Here is a 22,654-nt window from a genome sequence, read left to right as displayed (position 1 = left end):
TTTGAGCCAGGGGCGCCGGCACGGGTGGCCATTCTGGCCGCGCCGCGTGTCAAGCCCTGCGGAATCCATCCACCAGCAAATCATCCGAGGGACGCCTATGCACCACCACCCATTCTTCGCCGTGCCGCGCGGCACGGTACTGGCCCTGTTCTGCGCCGGGCTGGCCACCTGCGCCGTCCTGCCGCGCAGCGCCGCGGCCCAGCCGGCGCCATCTGCCGCCGAGCCCGTGCGCGGCTACGCTATCCCCGCCGGGCCCCTCGGCGCGGCGCTCAACCGCCTGGGGCGGGAGGCCGGGGTGCTCATCACCTTCGCGCCCGAACTCGTGGCCGGCTTGAGCACGCCCGGGCTGGGCCGCGCCAGCGGCAGCCTGAGCGTGCCGCAGGCGCTGGCCGGCCTGCTGGCGGGCTCGGGCCTCGAAGCGGTGCGCGATGCCAGCGGCAGCTTTGCGCTGCGCCGCGCGCCGCAGGCCGGCCCCGCTGCAGCTGTGGACGCGGGCGCCATGCTGGCCGAGGTGCGCGTTACGGCGCAGGCCGAGCCCAATGCCACCACCGAGGGCCGCGCGTCCTATGCGGCGGCGGCGATCTCCATCGGCAAGGGCGAGCATGCGCTGCAGGAGATCCCGCAGTCGGTGAGCGTGCTCACGCGCCAGCAGATGGACGACCAGGGCGTGGTGGACCTGCGCGAGGCCGCCAACACGGTCACCGGCGTGGTCGGCGCCAAGGGCGTGGGGCCGGGCATGGTGCTGACCGCGCGCGGCTTCCAGATCGACGACTGGCAGTACGACGGCGTGCCCATTGCGCGCAACATCTACTCGCTGGGCAACTGGAGCACGGAGGACATGGTCTTCTGGGACCGCATGGAGGTGCTGCGCGGCGCCTCGGGCCTGCTGCAGGGCACCGGCTCGCCGGGCGGCGCGGTCAACCTGGTGCGCAAGCGCGGCACCGCGCAGCGGCAGGTTTCGCTGACGACGAAGGCCGGCTCCTGGGACCGCTACGGCCTGCAGCTCGATGCCGGCGGGCCGCTCAACGCCAGCGGCAGCCTGCGCGGGCGCGCCATCCTCAGCGAGGACCGCGGGCATTCCTTCGTGGACTATGTGAACCAGAACACGCGCACCTTCTATGGCGCGCTGGACTGGGACATCGGCGCCGACACCACGCTGGGCTTGGGCCTGGCCTACACCCGCAACCGGGGCCGACCGATGATGCGCGGCCTGCCGCGCTACGACGACGGCAGCGACATCGGCCTGCCGCGCTCCACCTTCACCGGCGCCTGGTGGAATCGCGCGGCCAACGACCAGACCATGCTGTTCGCCGACCTGGCCCACCGCTTCAACGATGCCTGGAAATTCAAGTTCGCCGCGGTGCACCTGAGCGAGCGCAACGGCTCGGCCCACCAGCGCATGCATGCCACCGGCAGCGGCGCGCTGGCCGACGGCAGCGGCATGACCTATGCCGACTGGGTGACCAACTTCCACAGCAAGCGCTGGGGGCTGGATGCGTTCATCGACGGCCGCGTCGATGCCTTCGGCCTGCGCCACGAGCTGGTGCTGGGTGGCAACTATGCGCACTTCAGCTCCGACGACCTGTATGTGCGCCGCTTCACCAATGGCGGCAACATCTTCGCCATCGACCACGACCGGCCCGAGATCGACTGGGACAGCCTGAACGCCGACAGCTCCTCGCGCTCCTGGCATACGCAATACGACATCGTGCAAAAGGGGGTGTATGGCACCTGGCGCATGCAGCTCACACCCCGGCTCACCACGGTGGCGGGCACGCGCCTGAGCTGGTACGACTACCGCTATGCCTATGCGGACGGCAGCTACGCCAACACCATGCGGGAAAGCGCCAAGGTCTCGCCCTATCTGGGCGCGATCTACGCGCTCTCCCCCGAATGGTCGGCCTATGCCAGCTATTCGGACGTGTTCGAGCCGCAATCGGCGCGCACCGCCGCGGGCGAGGTACTCAAGCCTATCGTGGGCCGCAACTACGAGGTGGGCGTCAAGGGCGCATGGATGGGTGGCAAGGTCAACACCTCGCTCGCCTTCTTCCGCTACGACCACCGCAACCGCGCGGTCACCGACTACGGCAGCGGCTACGCCTGCGACGACTGGTACTGCTCCAAGTCTTCCGGCAAGGTGCGCAGCCAGGGCGTGGAGACCGAGGTCAGCGGCGAGCTGCTGCGCGGCCTGCAGCTGGCCGCGGGCTACACCTACAACACCACCCGGTTCCTGAGCGATCCCGACAACCAGGGCAAGGTCTTCAGCCAGTGGACGCCGCGCCACCTGCTGCGCGTATGGAGCAGCTACCGCCCGCCCGGCGCATGGCAGCAGTGGTCCGTGGGCGGCGGCGTCACCGCGCAAAGCCACACCGTGGGGGACGAGCGCTCGTTCACCGTGCCCGGCTTCGCCATCTGGAACGCGCGGCTGGCCTGGCAGGCCACGCCCGAGCTGCAGCTGGCGCTGAACCTGAACAACCTACTGGACAAGCGCTACTACATTCCGGGCTACAACTATACCGACGGCGGCAACGAATACGGCAACCCGCGCAACCTGATGCTCACGCTGCGCTATGCGCCGCGCTGATACGCCCGGCCGGTCCTGCCGAGCAGCCGCTCCAGCGTGTTCCAGGCCGCGGGCTGCTCGGCCATGGCAACCGAGATCCGCAGCAGCGTCGACGGCGCCTGGCGCGGCGAGAACAGCAGGCCCGGGGCCAGCAGCAGGCCGTGCTCGGTGGCCTGGCGGGCCAGCTGCTCGGAATCCATGCCGCAGTCGACCCAGGCGAAGGTCCCGGCCACCGGCTCGTGCACCGCGGGGCAGCCCAGCGCCTCCAGCTGGCGCAGGCAGCGGTTGCGCGCCTTGTCCACGCGCTCGCGCAGGCGGTCCACGTGCTTGCGGTAGGCGCCGTCGGCCAGGATGCGGTGCACGATCTGCTCGCTGGGCAGCGCCGAGGTCAGACCGCCCAGCAGCTTCAGGTCGGTGAGCCGGTGGATGAACTCGGCCCGCGCCGCCACATAGCCCACCCGCAGCCCGCCCGACAAGGTCTTGGAATAGCCGCCCACCAGCAGCACGCGCTGCAGCCGGTCCATGGCCGCCAGGCGCAGCGGCATGGCGCCCAGGAACTCGGAATAGGTGTCGTCCTCCACCAGCAGGAAGTCGTGGCGCTCGGCGATGCGCAGCACCTCGTGCGCCACGCCGGCCGACAGGCTCAGCCCCGTGGGATTGTGCACCGCGGTGTTCAGGATGAAGAGCTTGGGCCGGTGCCGCTGCGCCAGTGATTGCAGCGCCTGCACGTCGGGCCCGCCTGGCAGGCGCGGCACGCCCACCACGTTCACGCCCATCGCGTTCAGGCGGCCGAAGATGAGGAACCAGCCCGGGTCCTCGACCAGCACCGTGTCGCCGGGCTGCAGGAAACAGCGCACGATCAGGTCCAGCCCGTGGGTGACGCCGCTTACCGTCATCAGCTGCGTCTCGGGGTGGGCCGGCACCTCCTGCGCCTGCAGCGTGGACGCGATCTGCCGGCGCAGCGGCGCGAAGCCCTGCGGCAGGCCGTAGCCGAGCAGGCCCCGCTCCGCGCGCGGGCCCTGCTTGAGGATGGAGCGCAGCGCCGCGCTGATCAGGCCCTCGTCCATCCAGCTGGCGGGCAGGCAGCCCGCGCTGCCAGTATGGCCCGAGCCGTCGGCGTCCTCGCGGAAGATGCCGCGCAGCAGGTAGGCCGTATCAAAGGCCGCGCCCTGGGCCAGCGTGGCCGCGGGCGCTGGCGCGGCCACCGGCACCGCCCGCTGCGCACAGACGAAAAAGCCCGCGCCGCGGCGCGATTGCACCAGGCCCTGGGCGGCCAGCCGGTCGTAGGCCTGCACCACGGTGTCGCGGCTCACGCCGGCCTGCCCGGCCAGCGCGCGCACCGACGGCAGGCGCATGCCGGCGCGCAGCCCGTGGTTGCGGATGCGGCCGCCAAAATGTTCCACCAACTGCTCGACCAGGGGCTGGCTGCCGGTGCGCACCGGCTGCCAGCCCCAGGCGGCCGCAGCGTGGGGCGGGGAAAGTGTCTGGGTCATAGTGGCAGGCCAATTCATGGATTGAACCGGAAAAGTGTACTGTAACTGTACCGATGAATGCGCATAGCATGCAAGCCGTTGCGCTTGTTTTCCCTCTTTTCGCCTGCTGCCATGCTCCTGCTGCCCGATACCGCCGCCTTTGTCCTGCCCCTGGCCCTGTTCGCCTTTGTCAGCTCGGTCACGCCGGGCCCCAACAATGTGATGCTCACCGCCTCCGGCGCCACCTTCGGCTACCGCCGCACCGTGCCGCACATGCTGGGCATCAGCCTGGGCGTGGTCGTCATGCTGCTGCTGGTGGGCGCGGGCCTGGGGGTGGTGTTCGAGCGCGAGCCCCGGGTCTACCTCGGGCTGAAATACCTGGGCGCGGCCTATCTGTTGTGGCTGGCCTGGAAGATCGCCCGCGCCGGCCGCGTGGACGCGGGCCAGGCGGGCGCCCGGCCTTTCGGCTTCTGGCAGGCCGCGGCCTTCCAGTGGGTCAATCCCAAGGCCTGGATCATGGCCATCGGCATCGTGGCCACCTACACCCCGCGCGACGGCTATGCCGCCAACCTGCTGCTGGCCGCGCTGGTGCTGGGCGCGGTCAACTACCCCAGCGTCAGCGTCTGGACGCTGTTCGGCAGCGCGGTGGGGCGGGCCCTGCGCACGCCGCAGGCGCTGCAGCGCTTCAACTGGTGCATGGCCGCGCTGCTGGTGCTGTCGCTTTATCCGGTGCTGCGGGCGTGATGTGGGCGCGTGATGCCGGTGCTTGGGGCTGGCATGCGCGGGCCCGGCTCGCTACAATGGCCGGCATGCAGCAGCTGCCGCTGCGCCTACAACCAGATTTGGAGAACGCCCGATGTCCCACGACCATGCCCCCGAACACCAGCCGCAAGACGCCGTCGAGGCCATCGTGCCGGTCATTCCCGTGGTCATCCCGGTGGTCGGCGCGATCATGATGTTCCTGCTGGCCTTCATCGCGGTGCACATGGCCTGATCCGGCCCTGCTGCCCGCAGCAGAACCACCCGCTTCGGCGGGTTTTTTTGCGCCCTTTCCAGGCATTTCCGGGGTATTTTGCCTGTGTAGATTAATGCATATATCAATGCATAAAATGCATAGATTTTGACCATGCCGCTGTACCATTTTTAGGCGCCCGGCCTAGAATCGAGGGCCCGACTCCGCTTGCCGGAGGCCAAACGGTTGATCAAAGGGCCTGCTTCTTTCATGCTGTGAACGCTTGCGGGCGGTTTTTGATGAACCGTTTCCAACTTTTGAAAGCATCACGATGAACGCAAGCTTCAAGCCCGGCGTGGATATCCAAGCCCCCGCCTACGTCAAGAACCCCAAGCTGATCGCCTGGGTGGCCGACATGGCGGCCCTGTGCAAGCCCGAACGCATCTACTGGTGCGACGGCTCGCAAGAGGAGTACGAGCGCCTGTGCCAGCAATTGGTCGACGCGGGTACCTTCAAGAAGCTCAATCCCGCCAAGCGCCCGGGCAGCTACCTGGCCTGGTCCGATCCGTCGGACGTGGCTCGCGTGGAAGACCGCACCTTCATCTGCTCCGCCCGCAAGGACGATGCCGGCCCGACCAACAATTGGATGGACCCTGCCGAGATGCGCGCTACTCTACAGCCGCTTTTTGACGGTTGTATGAAAGGCCGCACCATGTACGTGGTGCCGTTCTCGATGGGCCCGCTGGGCAGCCCGATCGCCCACGTGGGCGTGGAGCTGTCCGACAGCGCCTATGTGGCGGTGAACATGAAGATCATGACCCGCATGGGCAAGGCGGTGTACGACGTGATCGGCGCCGAGGGCGAGTTCGTGCCCTGCGTGCACACCGTGGGCGCGCCGCTGCAGCCGGGCGAGAAGGATGCCACCAGCTGGCCCTGCAACAAGACCAAGTACATCGTGCACTACCCCGAGACGCGCGAGATCTGGTCGTACGGCTCGGGCTACGGCGGCAATGCGCTGCTGGGCAAGAAGTGCTTCGCGCTGCGCATCGCCTCCACCATGGGCAAGGACCAGGGCTGGCTGGCCGAGCACATGCTGATCCTGGGCGTGACCAATCCCCAGGGCAAGAAATACCACGTGGCCGCGGCCTTCCCCAGCGCCTGCGGCAAGACCAACTTCTCGATGCTGGTGCCGCCGGCCGGCTTCGATGGCTGGAAGGTCACCACCATCGGCGACGACATCGCCTGGATCAAGCCGCAGGCCGACGGCAGCCTGCGCGCCATCAACCCCGAGGCGGGCTACTTCGGCGTGGCGCCCGGCACCAACTACAAGACCAACCCCAACTGCATGGCCAGCCTGGACAAGGACGTGATCTTCACCAACGTCGCGCTGACCGACGACGGCGACGTGTGGTGGGAAGGCATGGAGGCCGACGCGCCGGGCAAGGCGCTGCCCGCGCACCTGATCGACTGGCAGGGCAAGGATTGGACGCCGCAGATCGCCAAGGAAACCGGCGCCAAGGCCGCGCACCCGAATGCCCGCTTCACCGTGGCCGCCACCAACAACCCGGCGCTGGACGATGCCTGGGACGATCCGGCCGGCGTGAAGATCGATGCCTTCATCTTCGGCGGCCGCCGCTCCACCACCGTGCCGCTGGTGACCGAGGCGCGCAACTGGACCGAAGGCGTCTACATGGCCGCGACCATGGGCTCCGAGACCACCGCCGCCGCTGCCGGCCAGCAGGGCGTGGTGCGCCGCGACCCGTTCGCGATGCTGCCCTTCATGGGCTACAACATGAGCGACTACTTCGCCCACTGGCTGAACCTGGGCAAGAAGCTGCAGGCCGCCGGCGCGACGCTGCCGCGCATCTACACCACCAACTGGTTCCGCAAGGATGCGGCTGGCAAGTTCGTCTGGCCCGGCTACGGCGAGAACATGCGCGTGCTCAAGTGGATGCTGGACCGCATCGAAGGCCAGGCCGAAGGTGAGCAGACCGCGTTCGGCGTGGCGCCCCGCTATGCCGAGATCAACTGGAGCGGCCTGGATTTCAGCGCCGAGCAGTTCGAGACCGTGACCGGCATCGACCAGGCCGTGTGGGCCGAGGAGCTGGTGTCGCACACCGAGCACTTCGACAAGCTGGCCCAGCGCCTGCCGCAGGAACTGCTGGACACCAAGGCCGCCCTCGAAAAGCGCCTGGCGGCCTGACGGCGGCTTTGCGCCGCCCCGCCCATCGGCACCAAGCCTGCCTTGCGCAGGCTTTTTTTGCCGCCGGGCCGCCCCAAGGCAAAAAGCGGCCCCTCGGGGGGCAGCGGCTACACGCTCTGAAGGCTGGCGCTGCATACCAAGGATTGGTAGATGCTTCAGTCCGAATCTCTGCTGGAATGCGCTTCCAGCCATTGCCGTCCGATGGCTGTCAGCCGGTAGCGTTGCTTGCTGCTGCGGGGTTTGTCGGGCAGCGTCATTTCGATCAGGCCAGCAGCAATCGCGGCTTGCAGGTACCGGACGCGGAAGTGCTTTTCGTCCTTCAGGCCCAGCAGTGTCATGATTTGCTCGCGGCTCATTTCGCCATGCAGCACCGCCAGCAGACGACCAACTTCGGGGGTTACTTCGGGGGTTACTTCGGGGGTTACTTCGGGAGATGGAACGAGGGACAGAGGGTGCCTTGGCAGCCGGATGACGAACGCCAGCCGGTCGTCATCCGTCTCGAACAGCGGTGCGGGCGAGCCGTTGGCGGCCATCTCCTTCAGGATCTTCGGGATGCCGGTGGAGCGGCCTTCGGTCATCTCCAGTTCCTTGAAGAACTCGCCGATGCGCCTGTTGCGGTAGCGGCGGCTGACGGCGCGGCCTGCCTTCAGGTCTTCCATGCGGATTGATCTGTCCGGGCCGGGGTAGCTGACGACCGTCAGTTCATCGTGGCTGATACGCACTTCGATGGGTTCGCGTTCCTCGTAGGACCGGTGGTAGACCGCGTTGACCACGGCCTCCTCGATGGCGGCATAGGGGAAGCTCCAGAGCCGGGTGGCTTGCGCGCGATCCGGATGCTTGATGACGGTTTCGTGCAGATAGTTGCGCTGGATGTAACCCAGCGCCTCGCGCGTCATCCGCGCCAGCGGCCCCTTGAAGATTTTCTCGTCGAAGCGGGCGCCGCCCGCACCTTCGGGGAACCAGACCACGTCGATTTGCACGCCGGGGAAGAACCGCTCCGGCGTTTCGCTGAAGAACAGCAGCCCCACGTTCTTGGGCCACGGTGATTCGCTGGGGCCGCCCGCCACATTCATCTGTCGAGCCAGCGCCTCGATGGAAAGCCCAGGCGCATCCGCCGGCAGCGCGCTGCCAACTTCCTGCAAGAACTCTTGCATCAAGGGTTTGGAGAGAGCATCGACACGCGCGAACTGATTGAAGCGATCGTCGAACGGCACCTTGGCCGCCAAGCTCAGCAACTCCTGCTCGGTGTCGCCCTTGGCCTCGACCGTGCTGCTGTAGCGGCGGATGTAGTAACGCCACGTTTTCTTGTTCGCGGTGACCGCTTCCGGCGCCTTGTAAGGCCGCGTCTGTCCGCCCGGCGCTTGCAGCACGATGAGGTTGCGGCCATCGACGACTTCAAGGCTCAACACCGGAAAATACGGCGGCTGGATCAACTGGCAGTGCGCCAGCAGTTCGCGCTGGATTTTGTCGAGTTGGCTGTCGGGCAAGCCGACCGGTGGGAAGATGGGCTGGCCGTTGGCGTCGCAGTCCTGGCCGATCACCACGTAGCCACCGCCCAGGTTCTCGAAATCGTTGGCGAAGGCGCACAGCGTGCGGATGATCGGGTCCGGGTTCCATCCGGCCTTGTACTCGATACGCTCACCCTCGACCGTGCGCTGGCGCAGCAGGTCGGTGAGGTTGATGGGGAGCTTATGGTTCGTGATCGTCATTGCCTTCCCTCGATTCGATAGCCCATGACGCGGTAGCTGCGCTGACGCTTGTCCCACATCCGCAGCAGGACCGGATGCCCTGTGTGACCTTGCCCTGAATTCCGTATCCCATCGCCGAGCTACGAATTGGCTTGCTTAGCCTGAGCTGCATGCCAGTCTTGCTCAAACCGCATCGGGCAGACATACGCCAGCGTGCAGTGTAGCCGGGCGCGGTTGTACCAGAGTACCCAGGACGATGACCTCGTCCTTGGCCTGGCGCCGTTTTCCGAAGCGCTGGCTGTGCAGCCGCTCCACTTTCAACGAAGCGAACAGCGTCTTGCTGCAGGCGTGTCCCAACAGTTGCCACGCCGGCTCATGGGCGTCTGGATGCCGTACTCTGTCAGCACGCCCCTGAAGTCCTCGCTGGCATACTGGCTGCCCCGGTCGCTATGAAATATCAGTCCGGTGTGCTTGCCCGGGGATGCCCCTGGCCAGCAGTTTTTCCAGGGGGCAGCGGCTACACGCAGTGAGCAAGCGTGGGGGCCATTTTTCAGCGGGGATCGGCCCCGCCGACCCGCTGGTGCAGGCCCATGGCGAACTGGCCCAGGCCGACCGACCAGTCCGAATAGTCGTTCTCGTGGGTGAAGATCAGCACGTCCGCCGGCTCGACCCCGGCACCGGCCTGCAGGTTGCGCGCAATGGCGGCATAGAGCTCGCGTTTCATCGCGTCGCTGCGGCCGCGCCGCATGGTGATCTCGACCACCACCACCCGCTCCGAGCGCTGGATGCCGTTGAAGCTGCGGTTGCACCAGAACTGGTTGGGGGCATAGTCGGCGACCATGTTGAACAGCTCGTCGGGCGGCATGCCGATGCTGTCGACCAGCGCCTGGTGTATGCCTTGCACGATGGCTTCGCGCTGGGCCTGCGGCGTGTCCTGGGGTAGGTTGGTGCGGATGAAGGGCATGGCTGGGTCTTTCTGGGAAGGCGTTGTCGCCGGATGGCAACAAGGCCGTGATTCTCTGTAGATTCCCGCCGCCACAAAAGCGATATCTTTGCAGTTTCTATGTGCAATAAACTCAATGATGCATCGCCTTCCTCCCCTGAACGCATTGCGTGCCTTTGAGGCTGCCGCAAGGCTGGGCCGCATGACGGCGGCCGCCGAGGAGCTCTCGGTCACGCCCGGCGCGGTCAGCCGCCAGGTGCAGCAGCTCGAGCGCAGCCTGGGCGTGGCCCTGTTCGAGGGCCGCAAGAGCCGCCCCCGGCTCAGCGCCGCCGGCCAGCGCCTGCTGCCGGCGCTGACGGCGGCCTTCGGGCAGATCGACAGCGCGGTGCGCGAGATCAGCGATGACGACGGCGGGCCGCTGGATGTGAGCTGTTTCAGCACTTTTGCCGTCAAATGGCTGATTCCCCGGCTCTTTTCGTTCCATACCCTGCATCCAGGCATCGAGGTGCGGCTGCGCACCACCCCAGTGGATACCGCGCAGGGCGGCTGCGACCTGGCGATCACGGTGGACGATGGGCTTGAGCGCGCGCACATCGCCAGCCAGCCCTGGTTCGCCGAGTGGCTGGGCCCGGTGCTGGCGCCGCCGCTGGCAGGGCGGCTCGGGCTGCGCGGGCCGGCCGATCTGGCCGGCCAGGCCCTGCTGCACACCCGCACCCGGCGCAATGCCTGGGAGATGTGGTGCCGCTCGATGGCGCTGGACCTGCCCACCGCCGCCAGTGGGACCGAATTCGAGCATTACTACTTCACGCTGGAGGCCGCGGTGCGCGGCCTGGGTATCGCGGTCGCGCCCTGGCACCTGGTGATGGACGAGCTGGCGGCCGGCCGGCTGCTGGCACCCTGGGGCTTTCAGCCCTCGGGCTACCACTATGCGGTGCAGCGCCGCGCGGGCGATGGCGGCCGCGGCCAGCCCCGGCTGGACCGGTTCTGCGAATGGCTGCTGGCGCAGCCCGGCTGCGTGCCGCCACCGCAATACCGTGCCGGCCAGGATGGGCACGGATAGCAAAAAGCCACGGCAGGCCGCGGCTTTTTTACAAGGATGGCGGCTGAAACTCAGTCGCGGGACTTGTTGCTGAAGCTCACCGCCGTGTCGCTCATGGCGCGGTTCAGGTCGGCCATCAGGCGGGCGTCCAGCAGCGCGTAGCTCCAGGTACGGTCGTCTTCCTCGGCGCGGCGGGTCTGCTCGTTCCAGTTCTTGCGCACGGCGCGCAGGCCTTCGCTCAGCGAGCGTGCGGGCTCGGCCAGCAGGGCGATCGAGGCGAATGCCACCACCCACAGCAGCGCCCAGCCGGCGACCCAGTGCTGGCTGCCCGCCATCGAGGTGATCCACTCGCTGGCCACCAGCACGCTGGCCACCAGTGCCGCCAGCACCAGACGGGTGCCGCTGCGCTTGCTGGCGAAGGTGTCGTGCAGATGTTCGGCGGCGCGTTCCACACGCTGCACGCCGGTGTGCTCGGTCGGGATATCGGTGTAGAAGAAATGGTTGCTCATGATGTCTGGGCAAGCCCTGCGGGCCTGCAAAAAAGTGCTTCCTTGGAAGCGATGAAAGTATTCTAGGGTTTACCCTATGCAATCTCAAATTTATATTTTGAATTCTTGTCATTCATGTTGGTGATGATTAGGGGAGAATAGGCCTTCCCGCCAGGAGCCCGCCATGCAAACCCACCAGTTCCGCAACCTGGACTTGAACCTGCTGCGCGTGTTCGACGAGGTGATGACCGAGCGCAGCCTCACGCGCGCCGCCGACAAGCTGGCCATCACCCAGCCGGCGGTCAGCAATGCGATGCGCCGCCTGCGCGACGTGCTGGGCGACGAGCTGCTGGTGCGCAGCGGCCAGGGCGTGGCGCCGACGCCGCTGGCGAATGCGCTGTGGCCGGCGGTGCGCGAATCGCTGGCCCGGCTGCAGCAGGCCTTTGCGCCCGAGAGCTTCGATGCGGCCCGCGACCGCCAGGCCTTCGTGCTCGCGATGGCCGATGCGACCACCGCCACGCTGCTGCCGCACCTGGTGGACATCCTGGAGGCCGAGGCGCCGCATGTCTCCGTCCAGGTGCAGCCGCTGACCACGCGCGATCCGCGCGGCATGCTCGACGCCGAATCGGCCGACCTGGCCGTGGGCTATTTCCCCTTCGTGCTGGCCGAGATGACCGCGCGCGCGCAGGCCGGCGCGCTGGTCGACTTCGAAAGCCGGCGCCTGTACGACGGCGAATACATCTGCGTGATGCGGCAGGACCACCCGCTGGCCGAAGGCCTGCTCACGCTCGACCGCTACTGCGGCGCGCGCCACCTGCTGGTGAGCTTCTCGGGCCAGCCCTTCGGTTTTCTGGACGAGGCCCTGGCCTCCATCGGCCGCAAGCGCCGCGTGGTGATGACGGTGAACCAGTACTTCACCGCCGCCCGCGTGGCGGCCCAGAGCGACCTGCTGACCGTGCTGCCGCGGCACATCGTGCCCATCATCGGCCTGGCCGGGCAGCTGGCCTGCCGGCCGCTGCCGCTGCGCGTGGAGGCGGTGCACGTGGACGCGCTGTGGCGCACGCGCAGCCGGCATATCCCGGCGCCGGCGCTGGCGTGGATGCTGCTGGCGCTGGAGCGCGCCACCAAGGCCGCTTTCCCCGACCAGGAGCTGCCGCTGTAGCAGCGGTTAGCATGGCGGCATGAAGCTGCAAGTCCTCTCTGATCTGCACCTGGAGACCGATCCGCATTTCCGCGCCGTGCCGGCGCCCGGCGCCGATGTGCTGGTGCTCGCCGGCGACATCGGCTCATACCAGCCCGGCTCGCGGCTGCCGGGCGATGATTTCGGGCTGGCGCAATTCAGCCCGCGCTCGGCCGGCGGGCGCTGGCCCGTGCCGGTGCTGATGGTGCCGGGCAACCACGAGTTCGACGGCATGGATTTCGATCTGGCCTACCAGCGGCTTGCCGCCTGCTGCGAGCGCCTGGGCATCGTGCTGCTGGAGCGCGGCGTGCATGTGCTGGGCGGCGTGCGCTTCGCCGGCACCGCGCTGTGGAGCGACTTCGACGCGATCGCGCTGCACTCGGGCGTGCAGGACGTGGGCAGCCTGCTGCGCCAGCGCGAGAAGGCCTACAAGGCCGCCAACTTCTACCTGGGCAAGACCGCCACCACGCGCCATGGCGAGCCCTTTCTGGCGGCGCAGATCCGCGACGAGGCCCTGCGGTGCCAGGACTGGCTGCGCGCGGCGCTGCTCCAACCCTTCGACGGGCCGACGGTGGCGGTCACCCATTTCGCGCCCAGCCTGCGCAGCGCCGATCCGCGCTACGGCCTCACGCCGGGCACGGCCGGTTTTTGCAACCAGCTCGATGCGCTGCTGCCCCATGCCGACCTGTGGATCCACGGCCACCTGCATGCGCCCAGCGACTATGTGGCCAGCGGCACGCATGCCGACGGCCGGCCCTGGCGCTGCCGCGTGGTGGCCAACCCGCTGGGCTATGCGCGCAAGGGCGAGCAGGAGGGGTTTCGGCCAGGCTTCACCGTGGCGGTCTGAGCCTTGAGGGGAGGAGCGCGGGCGGCGCACGGCCGCCGATGGATTGTTCTTGACGCCGCGCCTCGGCGGAGGTCGTGGATTGATGCGCGGGCTGGTATGCCCCGCGGGGCAATCGCAGTTGAAATATTCGAGGGAGGGAGACTGCTATGTGGACGACCAGGAAAATAATCTATTTCCTATTGATGGGGGCTGCCATTGCATTGGCCATTTTCTACATGCGCAATTCCGGTATCCATGGAGATGGGCCTGATGGGGCGGCGTTGAATGACAGGATCGAAAAAATCAGCACGGGAGATGATCGCGCGGAAATTCGGGCCGTGCTCTTTGATTATTGGCGCTCAGGTAATTACGAAGACACGGTCGGCTTGATAAAAAAGGCCTATGAAAAGGATCTGATCAGTTCCGATGAATACTATGGCGAGCTGGCGCATGTCTTGTCAATTGACTACGGTCAACCCAAGGAAATTATTGATGAAATATTTAATTCTGACAATTTATACGGCAAGACAGTCCTGCTCTCTCATCTTTCGATCCCCATGGGAATATACGAAAGACTGTCCATGGCAGAAAGCGCGGATGTGCTGGATTTATTGGGGAATGCTCGGCCTAAGTTTTCTCCCATTGTTAGTGAGCTGGGTATTTCATCCATCTCCACATATGGAAGCTGGCTGCAGGCGATAAGGGTTTTTCATGGAAGTGATGCCAATTTCCATGTGTATTTGAATGATCTTATATCCAATAATCTTGAGGACCCCCGAGAGATCGTCGCAATGATGTACTCCTTCCCCAAAAGTGAGCTGGAGGGCCATCTGGGGCCGCATGCGCTGGCGCGCTTGAAAGACACGGCCTTCCATTACAAGAGAAGCTATCCCGATAACAGCGTTGCCAATCTTGCCTTCGAGACATATGAAGAGCCGCGATAGCCTTGCATGGCTGGATCAGGCATGCTATGCCCTTGGAAGCTGACGTGAATCAACGCAGCGGCGCCGTCTTGCGACTATGCTTGGTGGGTCACCCACCAACCCAGGAGTCATGAACATGCGAATTCTGCTGGCTGTCGACGGCAGTGCCTACACCCAGAAAATGCTGGAATACCTCGTAAGCCATCCGAACTGGGCGGCTGCGGGCAACGAATACACCGCGCTCACGGTGAGCGCACCGCTGCCGCCGCATGCCGCCAAGATGCTGAGCAAGGATCTGGTGGCCGACTATTTCGACGAGGAGGCGCAGAAGGTGCTGGCGCCGGTGCGCGAGTTCCTGGCGGGCCACCAGGTCGCGGTGCAGTGCCTGAGCAAGGTCGGCCCGATCGGCGAGACCATCAGCCGGGTGGCGGACGAGGGCGGCTACGACCTGCTGGTCATGGGCACGCGCGGCCATGGTGCCTTGGCCAAGCTGGTGGTGGGCTCGGTGGCCACCCAGGTGCTGGCGGCGAGCAAGGTGCCGGTGCTGTTGATTCGCTGAGTTTCAGCATGCCGCCGGGGCTGTTTGCCCTGACGGCTCCAGGCTGGCGCGCGCGGTGCTCAGCATGGCCTCGGTCAGCGCCTGCAGCAGGCCGGATTGCAGGTTCCAGCAGTGCCAGTACAGGTCCACCGCCAGCACGTGCGCGGGCGCGATGTTGACCAGGCTGCCGTCGGCCAGGCCGGGGCGGGCCAGCAGTTCGGGCACCACGCCCAGGCCCCAGCCGGCGGCCACCGCGCGCAGCTGGCCTTCGGAGCTGGGCAGGTACAGGTGCTGCAGGTCCACGCGCGGCAGCCCCATGGCCTGGGCCACGAACACGGCCTGCATGTCGTCCTTGCGGTTGTACGAGAGAAAGGGCAGGTCGCGGAAATTGCCGCGCGACAGGCCCTGCGGCACATGCTGCGCGGCGTAGCCCGGCGCGGCCACCGCCACGTAGTGCATCGCGCCCAGCGGTACCATGCGGCAGCCGCGCAGCGCCTGCGACAGGGTGGTCACGCAGCCCAGCACCTCGCCGGAGCGCAGCCAGTCCTGCGTGAAATCCTGGTCGTCGGCGATCACCTCCAGGGACAGGCGCTGCTGCGCCAGCCCCTGCAGCGCGGGCAGCGCCCAGGTGGCGATGCTGTCGGCGTTGATGGCGATGGAGATGCGCTCGTTGTCCTGGTCGCCATGGGCCAGCGGCGCGAGCTCCTGCAGGTCGCGCTCCAGATCGGCGCGCAGCAGGCGCAGCTGCTTCACATGCTTGAGCAGGCGCTGCCCGGCAGCGGTGGCCTTCAGCGGCCGGCTGCGCACCACCAGCACCGAGCCCACCTGCGCCTCCAGCGCGCGCAGGCGCTGCGACACGGCCGATTGCGTCACATGCAGGCGCAGCGCGGCCTTCTCGAAGCCGCCTTCCTCGACGATGGCGGCCAAGCATTCCAGCGCGGCGGGGTCCAAATTGCTCATGGAGCCGCAGTGTAGCGGCAGGCCGCCTGGGGGCGGGCGTGTGCAAGCCTGTCACAGGCCTGTCACCTGGGGCTTCTACAGTCGCGCGATTTGCCGGACGTGGATGGGAGAAGCAATGCGCGGATATGCAATGGTCTGGAGCAGGGGCGCGGTGGCCGCCGCCTGCATGGTGCTGTGCGGCGCGGCCGGGGCCAAGGATTTCACTCAGGGCAATTTCGTGGCATACCGGGTCGCCCCCTCGGGATCGGGCCCGCTGCCGATCTATGTGGACGAGTACCAACCCGACGGCACCTGGGTACAGGCGGTTGCGTTGCCGACGGCGAATGCCGCCGGTGCCAAGGCTTTCATGGCTGGCACCAAGGGCTCGGAAGGGCTGCTCAACCGCTCTGCCGACCGCCGCTGCCTGGCCCTGCCGGGCTATGCGGTCGAGGCCAGCTATTCCAAGGCTGCGCTCGATGGCGAAGCTGCCAGCAATGCGCCGCGCGCTGTGGCATTCGTGGCGGCGGATGGCGGCATCGGCGGGGTGGCAGGCCTGGGTTCCTCGGCCATCGACAAAGGGGCTATCCGCAGCGCCGCCACCCAGGATTGCAGCGCTGCCTGGGCCAGCGGCGACGAGGGCACGGCCAACCAGGGCGGAACCTGGTATGGCGCCAGCGGAAGTACCAGCGGCACCCAGATATACAAAAGCAAGGCCCAGGGACTCACGATGGCCGCGGGGCAGCTCTATGCCTATGCGGACAAGACGCTCAATTACTTTGATGGCGCGCCGCCCACGGCTGCGGGCAAGCCCAAGGCGCTGGCCTTCGACAAGGCGCCGGGCAACCTGCGCGGGATCGCCTTTCTGGACCTGGATGGCGACGGCGCCCTGGACACGCTCTATGGCGCGGACAATGGCGGCGACCAGCTCGTGAAGTACGCCTGGAGCGCGGCCCAGTCCAAGTGGCTGGCGGCGGGAACGCTGGCCTTGGGCGGCATCCACGGCCTGGTGGCCGTGGATACGGGCGAGGGCAATGTGATGCTGCTGGTCACCACCGAGAAGTCATCCCAGGTGCAGCGCCTGTTCGACCGCTCGGGCAAGGGCCAGGCACTGGCCGGGGCTTTCGAGACCCTGGTCGGCGCGCCGCAGGCCAGCGGCAATCTGTTCTACGGCCTGGCGCTCGCGCCCGAAGCCGAGCCGCCCGCGCAGCGCCCGCAGCCGCCGGCGCACTTGTCGGTGACTCCGGGCGGCAACAGTGTCAGCGCGAGCTGGGATGCCATGGCCGGGGCGGCCTACTACGTGGTGGAAGTGTCGGTGGGCACGGACTTCACCACTGGCGTGGGCCAGACCGCCGTGGTGGCTGCCAGTCAGGCGATGCTGAGTAACCTGGACGTAGGTGAGCATCAACTGCGTGTGCGCGCCGTCAACAGCGTGGGCGGCAGCGCCAGCACCACGCCGCAGCCGTTCACCGCCGCGGCGGCGCCCACCACCGGGCTGCCGCCGCTGTCGGCATACTCCGGCGTGGTGGGCGATCCCTACGATGCGCTGGCCAGCCAGGGGCTGTCGTTCACGGTTGGCGACGCGCTGGGCGCGGGCGCGGTGCAGATCAGCGCCACCTCCAGCAATCAGGCGGTGGTGCCCGACGCCAACCTGCAGGCCGGCAACAACGATGGCGCGGCCACGCTCAGGATCACGCCTGCCGGCGTGGGCTATGCGGACATCACCGTCACGCTGGGCAATGCCGCCGGCGCCACCGCCACGCGCACCATCAAGTACGCCGCATCGGCCAATGTGGGCAACAGCGACGGCACGCGCTGGTACGCGGGCCGCTCCGACGGCTCCACCGCCATCCTGCGCGACGGCGGCAGCACCATGCTGGTAGGCGACGACGAAGGCCCCAAAGACCCCGATCTTTCCGGCAACGCCGGCATGGCGCCCGACGGCAATGCGGTGTTCGGCTGGGCGGTCGACCAGTCGGGCCTGCCGCTGGCGCCGTTGCTGGTGGATAGCGGCCTGGGCATCAGCAGCGGCAGCTGCCCGGCGGGCGCGACCGGCCTGGCCAGCTGCAAGGCCGATGGCGAGGTGGACATCGAAGCCAGCTTCGCGCTGGGTGGGCGCATCTACCTGAGCGGCTCGCATTCCAACAGCAAGAGCGGCAACAGCCGGGCCGACCGCTGGCGCTTCTTCGCCGCCGACGCCAGCGGCGCGGGCCGGGACACGCAGCTGCAGGTGCAGGGCTACTACCAGTGGCTGCGCGAAGACCTGCGCAGCTGGGACAGCGCCAACCAGCACGGCCTGGGCGCAGACTATTTCGGCCTGGTGGCCAGCTCCAGCGGCGGCGCCAACCAGGAGCCCGAGAGCGCCACGCTGGCGGGCTTTTCCATCGAGGGCATGAGCACCAGCCCCGATGACTCGGCCGCCTGGTTCGGCTTTCGCGCGCCCATGGTCGCCGCGCCCGGCGCCCCGGCGGTCACGCCCGCGGATGCCAGCGGCCGCACGCACGCGCTCATCGTGCCGGTCGGCAACTACAGGGATCTCGCCATCGCGGCCAACGGCGGCACCAAGGGGGCGGCGGTCTTTGGCGCGCCCATCCGGCTCGACCTGCAGGGCCGCGCCATCCGCGAGATCCGCAAGAACGCGGCGGGCGAATACCTCATCATCGCCGGCCCTTCCGCGGGCGCGGGCTTGAGCTTTCAGCTCTACAGCTGGGATGGCAGCGCCAACGCCGCCGGCCTGGCCACCAACCTGCGCCTGCGCAACGCCGATCTCGGCGCCTTCACCAAGCCCGCCACCGAATGCGCGGCCGAAGGCATAGGCGCGCTGCCGGCCAGCCTGGCTGCGGGCGGCGGCGTGCAGATCATCAGCGACTGCGGCGATGCCGACTTCTACAACGACGGCCAGGCCGCCAAGGACCTGCAATACGCCGCCTGGAAGAAGTTCCGCGGCGACACCGTGGCCATGGCGCCGCTGTCCAGCGTGGCGCTGCAGCAGCAGGCGGACGAGCAGACCAGCGCGCAATTCACCGCCACGGCCAGCGCCGCCGGCACGCTGCGCGCGGTGGCCCTGCCCGCCAGCGCACCCGCGCCGAGCTGGGAGCAGGTGATGGCCGGCCAGGGCGCCGACGGCCAGGCCGCCGCCTGGGCCAGCGCCGCGCAAGCTGTGCCGGCGGGCAGCGCCCAGCCGCTGGCCATTGCCGGGCTGGCGGTGGGCGTGGCGTACAAGCTCTATGCGGTCTCCGTCTCGCCCGAGGGCTGGGCCAGCGCGCTGGCCCAGCAGGCCATCGCCGCGCCCACGCCCATAGGCACGAGCCTGCCCGGCAGCAATGGCCAAAGCGCCAGCGTGAGCGGAGGCGGCGAAGGTGGTCAGTGGCAGTTTGCCTCCAACTCGCCCGGCTACGGCGCGCTGCCCACCCAGCCGGCGCTGCCCCAGGGCCAGCGCTTTCCGTATGGCGGCCTGGGCTTCGTGCTGGTGGGCGGGGCCGCGGGCTCCACGGCCACGGTCACGCTGCAGCTGCCCGAGGCCGCGCCCGCGCAGGCCGTGCTGTGGAAGTTCGGCGCCACCGCCGATCAGCCGAGCGCGCACTGGTACCAGCTGCCCGCCGCCAGCTATGGCTTTGCGGCCGACCGCCGCTCGGTGGCGTTCAGCGTCGCCGACGGCCAGCTGGGCGACAGCGACCTGCAGGCCAATGGCGTGATCGTGGACCCGGTGGCCGTGGGCCTGCCCGAGGACGGGCCGGCGATCCCGCCCGCCGCCATGCCCACGCCGGTACCCGGCCTGGCGAGTGCGATGCAGGCCGTGCTGGCGCTGCTGCTGGCCGGCGCGGCCGCCTCGCGCCGCCGCCGCTAGCGGCCGGGGACCACGTCTGCAGTATTAGCTGATCTGATGAATTTGCTGAAAGTTTAATCCTACTTTTGTATTTGATGGCGCTGTAGCACACTGTGGCGCATGAAAGTCATCATTCTTGGCGCAGGCATCATCGGCACCAGCACCGCCTGGCATTTGCTGCAATCGGGGCACGAGGTGGTCGTTGTCGACCGCCAGCCCGATGCGGCGCTGGAAACCAGTTTTGCCAATGCGGCGCAGATCTCGGTGAGCTATTGCGAGCCCTGGGCCAACAAGCATGCGCCACTCAAGGCGCTGAAGTGGATGTTCGATTCCGAGGCGCCGCTGCTGCTGCGCCCGCAGCTCGACCCCGCGCAGTGGCGCTGGTGCCTGCAGTTCCTGGCCCAGTGCAACGACCAGGCCTTTGCCCGCAACGTGCAGCAGATCGTGGCGCTCGGGGCGTACAGCCATGCGGCGCTCAAGCAGGTGGTGGCCGAGACGGGCATCAGCTTCAACCGGCTTGAGCGCGGCATTGCCCACTTCTTCACCTCGCAGCAGGCGGTGGACGATGCGGCCTATGCGGTGGAGCTGATGCGCCAGCACGGCGTGCACCGCCGCATGGTGACGACCGAGGAGTTCCTGGCCATCGAGCCCGCGTTCAAGCCCTATGCGGCACACATCAAGGGCGGCACCTTCACCGCGTCGGACGAGAGCGGCGATGCCCGCGTGTTCACCCAGCAGCTGGCGCGGCTGTGCGCGGCGCGCGGCGTGCAATTCCTGTACAGCCATGACGTGGTGCGGCTGAACCAGGCCGGCGGCGCGATCGAGTCGGTCACGGTGCGCGCTCGCGGCGAAGGGGGCGAGGGTGGCGGCGAGGCCAGGACCCTGCGCGGCGACGCGGTGGTGGTGGCCTGCGGCAGCTATAGCGCGCCGCTGCTGCGCTCGGTGGGCGTGAACGTGGCCATCTACCCCGGCAAGGGCTACAGCGCCACGCTGCCCATCCTGCGGCCCGAGGCCGCGCCCTTCGTCTCGTGCATAGACGATGGCAACAAGCTGGCGATGAGCCGGCTGGGCAACTCCTTGCGGGTGGCCGGAACCATCGAGCTCAATGGCTTCGACACCTCGCTGAGCAGCCCGCTGGCCCAGGCGCGCTGCCGCATGCTGGTGCGCCGCATCGAGGAGCTGATGCCCGGCGTCTGCGACACCCGCCTGCCCGAGCAGGGCGGCAGTCCGCAGTTCTGGACCGGCCTGCGCCCGGCCACGCCCACCAACATCCCCTACATCGGCCGCACCGGCATCGGCAAGCTGTGGATCAACGCCGGCCATGGCACGCTGGGCTGGACGCACGGCGCGGGCTCGGGCAAGGCCATGGCCGAGCTGATCAGCGGCCGCAGGCCCGAGATGCCGTTCGGCTTCTACGGCTGTGAGCCGCCGCCGGCCGCGCGGTGGAGCAAGCAGGCCTCGCTGGCATAGGCCAGGCGGCGATCGCCTCGTCAGTGCAGCGCGGGCTGGCCGCGGGCGGCCAGAAAACTCAGCAGCAGCCCTTCGAAGTCTTCGGGGTTCTCCATCTGCGGCCAGTGGCCGATCTCGGGCAGGCTCATGTGCACCGCATCGGGCAGTGTGTTGGCCAGCGTCTGCACCAGGGCCGGTGGCATGCACAGATCCTGCCCGCCGCTGACCAGCAGCGCCGGCTGGCCCAGCTGCCGGTAGCGGCTCACCGGTTCCTGGCATTCGGCCAGCATCTGCAGCACGCGCTGGTAGGCCAGCGGCTGCAGCTGGGTGATGGCATGGCGCGCCAGCGCCTGCCCGGCGGGCAGGGCCTTGCGCCCGGTCTGCTGCAGCACCAGCTGCTCGGCAAAACGGGCCAGCGACGGCTCCTTGTCGTGCTGCGCCAGCAGCTGCAGCCGGGTGTCCACCCAGTGGCCGCGGCTGTCGGCATCCAGCGCCGGGCCGCCGGCCACCAGCACCAGGCGCCGCACCAGGGCCGGATGGCGCAGCGCCAGCTCTAGCGCCACCATCGCGCCTACCCCATGGCCCACGACATGGGCATGGGGGATCTGCAGGGTCTCCAGCAGGCCGGCCGCGGTGGCCGCCAATGCCTGCAGGCTGTAGCCGCTGGCCGGCGGCGGGCCGTTGCGGTAGCCCGGCATGTCCCAGGCAATCGCGCGCCAGCCCTGGCTGGCCAGCAGCTCCACTTGCGGGGCGAAACCCAGATGGTCGCTGTCGGCATCGTGCAGCAGCAGCACGGCGGGGCCGCTGCCCAGCATGGCGAAGGTGGGAAGAAGAGGCATGGACGGATGTGGCGCGGCGGCGGGTATGCACCCACCCGCACCAAGGCAAAGAGGCAGGGTCGATAATAGCCCAGTATTTTTCGCCACTATCCGCAACCTTCCGCGCTTGAGCGCGGAGCTCTCCGAGTGAATCTCCCTCCTCCCAAGCACCTGCTGCATGGCGCCGCAACCGCTGCGCCCTTCGATTCGCGCGAGTTCCGCGACGCGCTGGGCCGCTTTGCCACCGGCGTGGCGGTGGTCACGGCCGTCTCCGCCGCAGGCGACAAGCTGGGGTTGACCATCAGCTCTTTCAACTCGGTGTCGCTGGCACCGCCGCTGGTGCTGTGGAGCCTGATGCAGACCTCGTCCTCGCTGCAGGCCTTTCGCGCGGTGGGGCATTTCGCGGTCAACGTGCTGTCGGCCGAGCAGCTGCCGCTGGCCGAGCAGTTCGCCCGCCGGGATGTGGACCGCTGGGCCGGCGTGGCCCATCTGCCGGGGCCTGGCGGCACGCCGCTGCTGGAGGGCGCGATCGCCACTTTCGAGTGCCGCAGCCACAGCCAGCTGGATGCGGGCGACCATGTGATCTTTCTCGGCGAGGTGCTGCACTGCACCCACCGCAGCGGCGTGCCGCCGCTGCTGTACCACGGCGGGCGCTTCTATACCGAGCATCCGCTGTAGCGCGGGCCAGGCAAGAAAAAAAAAGCTGCTGAGTGCATCAGCAGCTTTTTTTCTTTCTCATCGGCGCGGGCCCTTGGAGTGTGCGCAGGGCCCGCGCCTTTCACTGTGCGCCGCTCGTGGCTGCGGCGCCCG

At 68.0% G+C, this 22,654-nt stretch carries 18 protein-coding genes and 1 pseudogene; 12 read left to right on the top strand and 7 right to left on the bottom strand.

What is annotated here, in order from left to right; all coding sequences use genetic code 11:
* Positions 1-97 precede the first annotated feature (97 nt).
* Positions 98-2,584, top strand: a complete 2,487-nt coding sequence (locus ACODRX_RS17385) for a TonB-dependent siderophore receptor (protein WP_488872792.1) — start codon at positions 98-100, stop codon at positions 2,582-2,584.
* Here the strand turns inward: ACODRX_RS17385 and ACODRX_RS17380 are convergent.
* Positions 2,569-4,056 (bottom strand): aminotransferase-like domain-containing protein, encoded by a 1,488-nt coding sequence (locus ACODRX_RS17380; RefSeq protein WP_488872791.1) that lies wholly within the window; start codon positions 4,054-4,056, stop codon positions 2,569-2,571. The two genes, ACODRX_RS17385 and ACODRX_RS17380, sit on opposite strands and share 16 nt — an antisense overlap.
* Before the next feature lie 111 nt (positions 4,057-4,167).
* On the opposite strand from ACODRX_RS17380, the gene ACODRX_RS17375 reads away from it, so the two are divergent.
* The 3 genes from ACODRX_RS17375 (at position 4,168) to ACODRX_RS17365 (ending at position 7,190) form a co-directional block, all read left to right on the top strand.
* Entirely contained in the window at positions 4,168-4,779 is a 612-nt protein-coding gene (locus ACODRX_RS17375; RefSeq protein ID WP_488872790.1) for a LysE family translocator, read from the top strand.
* 112 nt (positions 4,780-4,891) lie between these two features.
* A complete protein-coding gene (locus tag ACODRX_RS17370; RefSeq protein WP_488872789.1) occupies positions 4,892-5,029 on the top strand; it encodes a hypothetical protein in 138 nt (45 codons plus the stop codon).
* A gap of 289 nt (positions 5,030-5,318) precedes the next feature.
* The gene (locus ACODRX_RS17365; RefSeq protein WP_488872788.1) at positions 5,319-7,190 is read left to right on the top strand and encodes a phosphoenolpyruvate carboxykinase (GTP); all 1,872 of its coding nucleotides are present in this window, start codon (positions 5,319-5,321) and stop codon (positions 7,188-7,190) included.
* A 155-nt stretch (positions 7,191-7,345) separates the two neighbouring features.
* On the opposite strand, the gene ACODRX_RS17360 is transcribed toward ACODRX_RS17365, so the two are convergent.
* From ACODRX_RS17360 to ACODRX_RS17350, 3 genes and pseudogenes are all read right to left on the bottom strand, one after another.
* On the bottom strand, positions 7,346-8,899 hold the full coding sequence (locus ACODRX_RS17360; protein WP_488872787.1) for an RNA/DNA-binding domain-containing protein: 1,554 nt from the start codon (positions 8,897-8,899) through the stop codon (positions 7,346-7,348).
* A 119-nt stretch (positions 8,900-9,018) separates the two neighbouring features.
* Positions 9,019-9,351 (bottom strand): annotated as a pseudogene (locus ACODRX_RS17355) (IS3 family transposase); the annotation flags it as partial.
* Between the two features lie 77 nt (positions 9,352-9,428).
* A complete protein-coding gene (locus ACODRX_RS17350; protein ID WP_488872786.1) occupies positions 9,429-9,842 on the bottom strand; it encodes a tautomerase family protein in 414 nt (137 codons plus the stop codon).
* A gap of 115 nt (positions 9,843-9,957) precedes the next feature.
* On the opposite strand from ACODRX_RS17350, the gene ACODRX_RS17345 reads away from it, so the two are divergent.
* Complete coding sequence (locus ACODRX_RS17345) at positions 9,958-10,881, top strand: LysR substrate-binding domain-containing protein (protein WP_488872785.1); 924 nt, start codon at positions 9,958-9,960, stop codon at positions 10,879-10,881.
* Positions 10,882-10,931: 50 nt separating this feature from the next.
* On the opposite strand, the gene ACODRX_RS17340 is transcribed toward ACODRX_RS17345, so the two are convergent.
* Positions 10,932-11,369 carry a hypothetical protein gene (locus ACODRX_RS17340; protein WP_488872784.1) on the bottom strand — a complete coding sequence of 146 codons (438 nt, stop codon included), beginning with the start codon at positions 11,367-11,369 and terminating at the stop codon, positions 10,932-10,934.
* A gap of 163 nt (positions 11,370-11,532) precedes the next feature.
* On the opposite strand from ACODRX_RS17340, the gene ACODRX_RS17335 reads away from it, so the two are divergent.
* The 4 genes from ACODRX_RS17335 (at position 11,533) to ACODRX_RS17320 (ending at position 14,836) form a co-directional block, all read left to right on the top strand.
* Positions 11,533-12,510 carry a LysR family transcriptional regulator gene (locus ACODRX_RS17335; protein WP_488872783.1) on the top strand — a complete coding sequence of 326 codons (978 nt, stop codon included), beginning with the start codon at positions 11,533-11,535 and terminating at the stop codon, positions 12,508-12,510.
* A 19-nt stretch (positions 12,511-12,529) separates the two neighbouring features.
* Positions 12,530-13,375 (top strand): metallophosphoesterase, encoded by an 846-nt coding sequence (locus ACODRX_RS17330; protein WP_488872782.1) that lies wholly within the window; start codon positions 12,530-12,532, stop codon positions 13,373-13,375.
* A 146-nt stretch (positions 13,376-13,521) separates the two neighbouring features.
* Complete coding sequence (locus tag ACODRX_RS17325; protein ID WP_488872781.1) at positions 13,522-14,298, top strand: hypothetical protein; 777 nt, start codon at positions 13,522-13,524, stop codon at positions 14,296-14,298.
* Between the two features lie 115 nt (positions 14,299-14,413).
* Positions 14,414-14,836 (top strand): universal stress protein, encoded by a 423-nt coding sequence (locus ACODRX_RS17320; protein ID WP_488872780.1) that lies wholly within the window; start codon positions 14,414-14,416, stop codon positions 14,834-14,836.
* Between the two features lie 3 nt (positions 14,837-14,839).
* Here ACODRX_RS17320 and ACODRX_RS17315 read toward each other — a convergent pair whose 3' ends face one another.
* A complete protein-coding gene (locus ACODRX_RS17315) occupies positions 14,840-15,775 on the bottom strand; it encodes a LysR family transcriptional regulator ArgP (protein ID WP_488872779.1) in 936 nt (311 codons plus the stop codon).
* Between the two features lie 130 nt (positions 15,776-15,905).
* Between ACODRX_RS17315 and ACODRX_RS17310 the strand changes: the two genes are divergently transcribed.
* Together ACODRX_RS17310 and ACODRX_RS17305 are read left to right on the top strand one after the other, a co-directional pair.
* A complete protein-coding gene (locus ACODRX_RS17310) occupies positions 15,906-19,598 on the top strand; it encodes a choice-of-anchor U domain-containing protein (RefSeq protein ID WP_488872778.1) in 3,693 nt (1,230 codons plus the stop codon).
* Between the two features lie 99 nt (positions 19,599-19,697).
* The gene (locus ACODRX_RS17305) at positions 19,698-21,047 is read left to right on the top strand and encodes a D-amino acid dehydrogenase (protein WP_488872777.1); all 1,350 of its coding nucleotides are present in this window, start codon (positions 19,698-19,700) and stop codon (positions 21,045-21,047) included.
* Between the two features lie 20 nt (positions 21,048-21,067).
* Here the strand turns inward: ACODRX_RS17305 and ACODRX_RS17300 are convergent, their stop codons facing one another.
* Positions 21,068-21,865, bottom strand: coding sequence for an alpha/beta fold hydrolase (locus tag ACODRX_RS17300; protein WP_488872776.1), 798 nt, complete (start codon positions 21,863-21,865; stop codon positions 21,068-21,070).
* A 126-nt stretch (positions 21,866-21,991) separates the two neighbouring features.
* Between ACODRX_RS17300 and ACODRX_RS17295 the strand changes: the two genes are divergently transcribed.
* Positions 21,992-22,522 (top strand): flavin reductase family protein, encoded by a 531-nt coding sequence (locus ACODRX_RS17295; protein ID WP_488872775.1) that lies wholly within the window; start codon positions 21,992-21,994, stop codon positions 22,520-22,522.
* Positions 22,523-22,654: the final 132 nt, after the last annotated feature.

The organism is Comamonas sp. FG99 (assembly GCF_057808605.1).
Note: the sequence above shows the minus strand (reverse complement) of the source record. Positions and strands in the feature narration are given on the sequence as shown.

Excerpts from the sequence above, each read along its gene's own strand:
- ACODRX_RS17365 (WP_488872788.1), top strand. The coding sequence starts at position 5,319 with ATGAACGCAAGCTTCAAGCCCGGCGTGGATATCCAAGCCCCCGCCTAC.
- ACODRX_RS17360 (WP_488872787.1), bottom strand. The coding sequence starts at position 8,899 with ATGACGATCACGAACCATAAGCTCCCCATCAACCTCACCGACCTGCTG.
- ACODRX_RS17330 (WP_488872782.1), top strand. The coding sequence starts at position 12,530 with ATGAAGCTGCAAGTCCTCTCTGATCTGCACCTGGAGACCGATCCGCAT.
- ACODRX_RS17315 (WP_488872779.1), bottom strand. The coding sequence starts at position 15,775 with ATGAGCAATTTGGACCCCGCCGCGCTGGAATGCTTGGCCGCCATCGTC.
- ACODRX_RS17310 (WP_488872778.1), top strand. The coding sequence starts at position 15,906 with ATGGTCTGGAGCAGGGGCGCGGTGGCCGCCGCCTGCATGGTGCTGTGC.
- ACODRX_RS17380 (WP_488872791.1), bottom strand. The coding sequence starts at position 4,056 with ATGACCCAGACACTTTCCCCGCCCCACGCTGCGGCCGCCTGGGGCTGG.
- ACODRX_RS17300 (WP_488872776.1), bottom strand. The coding sequence starts at position 21,865 with ATGCCTCTTCTTCCCACCTTCGCCATGCTGGGCAGCGGCCCCGCCGTG.
- ACODRX_RS17375 (WP_488872790.1), top strand. The coding sequence starts at position 4,168 with ATGCTCCTGCTGCCCGATACCGCCGCCTTTGTCCTGCCCCTGGCCCTG.
- ACODRX_RS17305 (WP_488872777.1), top strand. The coding sequence starts at position 19,698 with ATGAAAGTCATCATTCTTGGCGCAGGCATCATCGGCACCAGCACCGCC.
- ACODRX_RS17350 (WP_488872786.1), bottom strand. The coding sequence starts at position 9,842 with ATGCCCTTCATCCGCACCAACCTACCCCAGGACACGCCGCAGGCCCAG.
- ACODRX_RS17370 (WP_488872789.1), top strand. The coding sequence starts at position 4,892 with ATGTCCCACGACCATGCCCCCGAACACCAGCCGCAAGACGCCGTCGAG.
- ACODRX_RS17320 (WP_488872780.1), top strand. The coding sequence starts at position 14,414 with ATGCGAATTCTGCTGGCTGTCGACGGCAGTGCCTACACCCAGAAAATG.
- ACODRX_RS17340 (WP_488872784.1), bottom strand. The coding sequence starts at position 11,369 with ATGAGCAACCATTTCTTCTACACCGATATCCCGACCGAGCACACCGGC.
- ACODRX_RS17385 (WP_488872792.1), top strand. The coding sequence starts at position 98 with ATGCACCACCACCCATTCTTCGCCGTGCCGCGCGGCACGGTACTGGCC.
- ACODRX_RS17325 (WP_488872781.1), top strand. The coding sequence starts at position 13,522 with ATGTGGACGACCAGGAAAATAATCTATTTCCTATTGATGGGGGCTGCC.
- ACODRX_RS17345 (WP_488872785.1), top strand. The coding sequence starts at position 9,958 with ATGATGCATCGCCTTCCTCCCCTGAACGCATTGCGTGCCTTTGAGGCT.
- ACODRX_RS17335 (WP_488872783.1), top strand. The coding sequence starts at position 11,533 with ATGCAAACCCACCAGTTCCGCAACCTGGACTTGAACCTGCTGCGCGTG.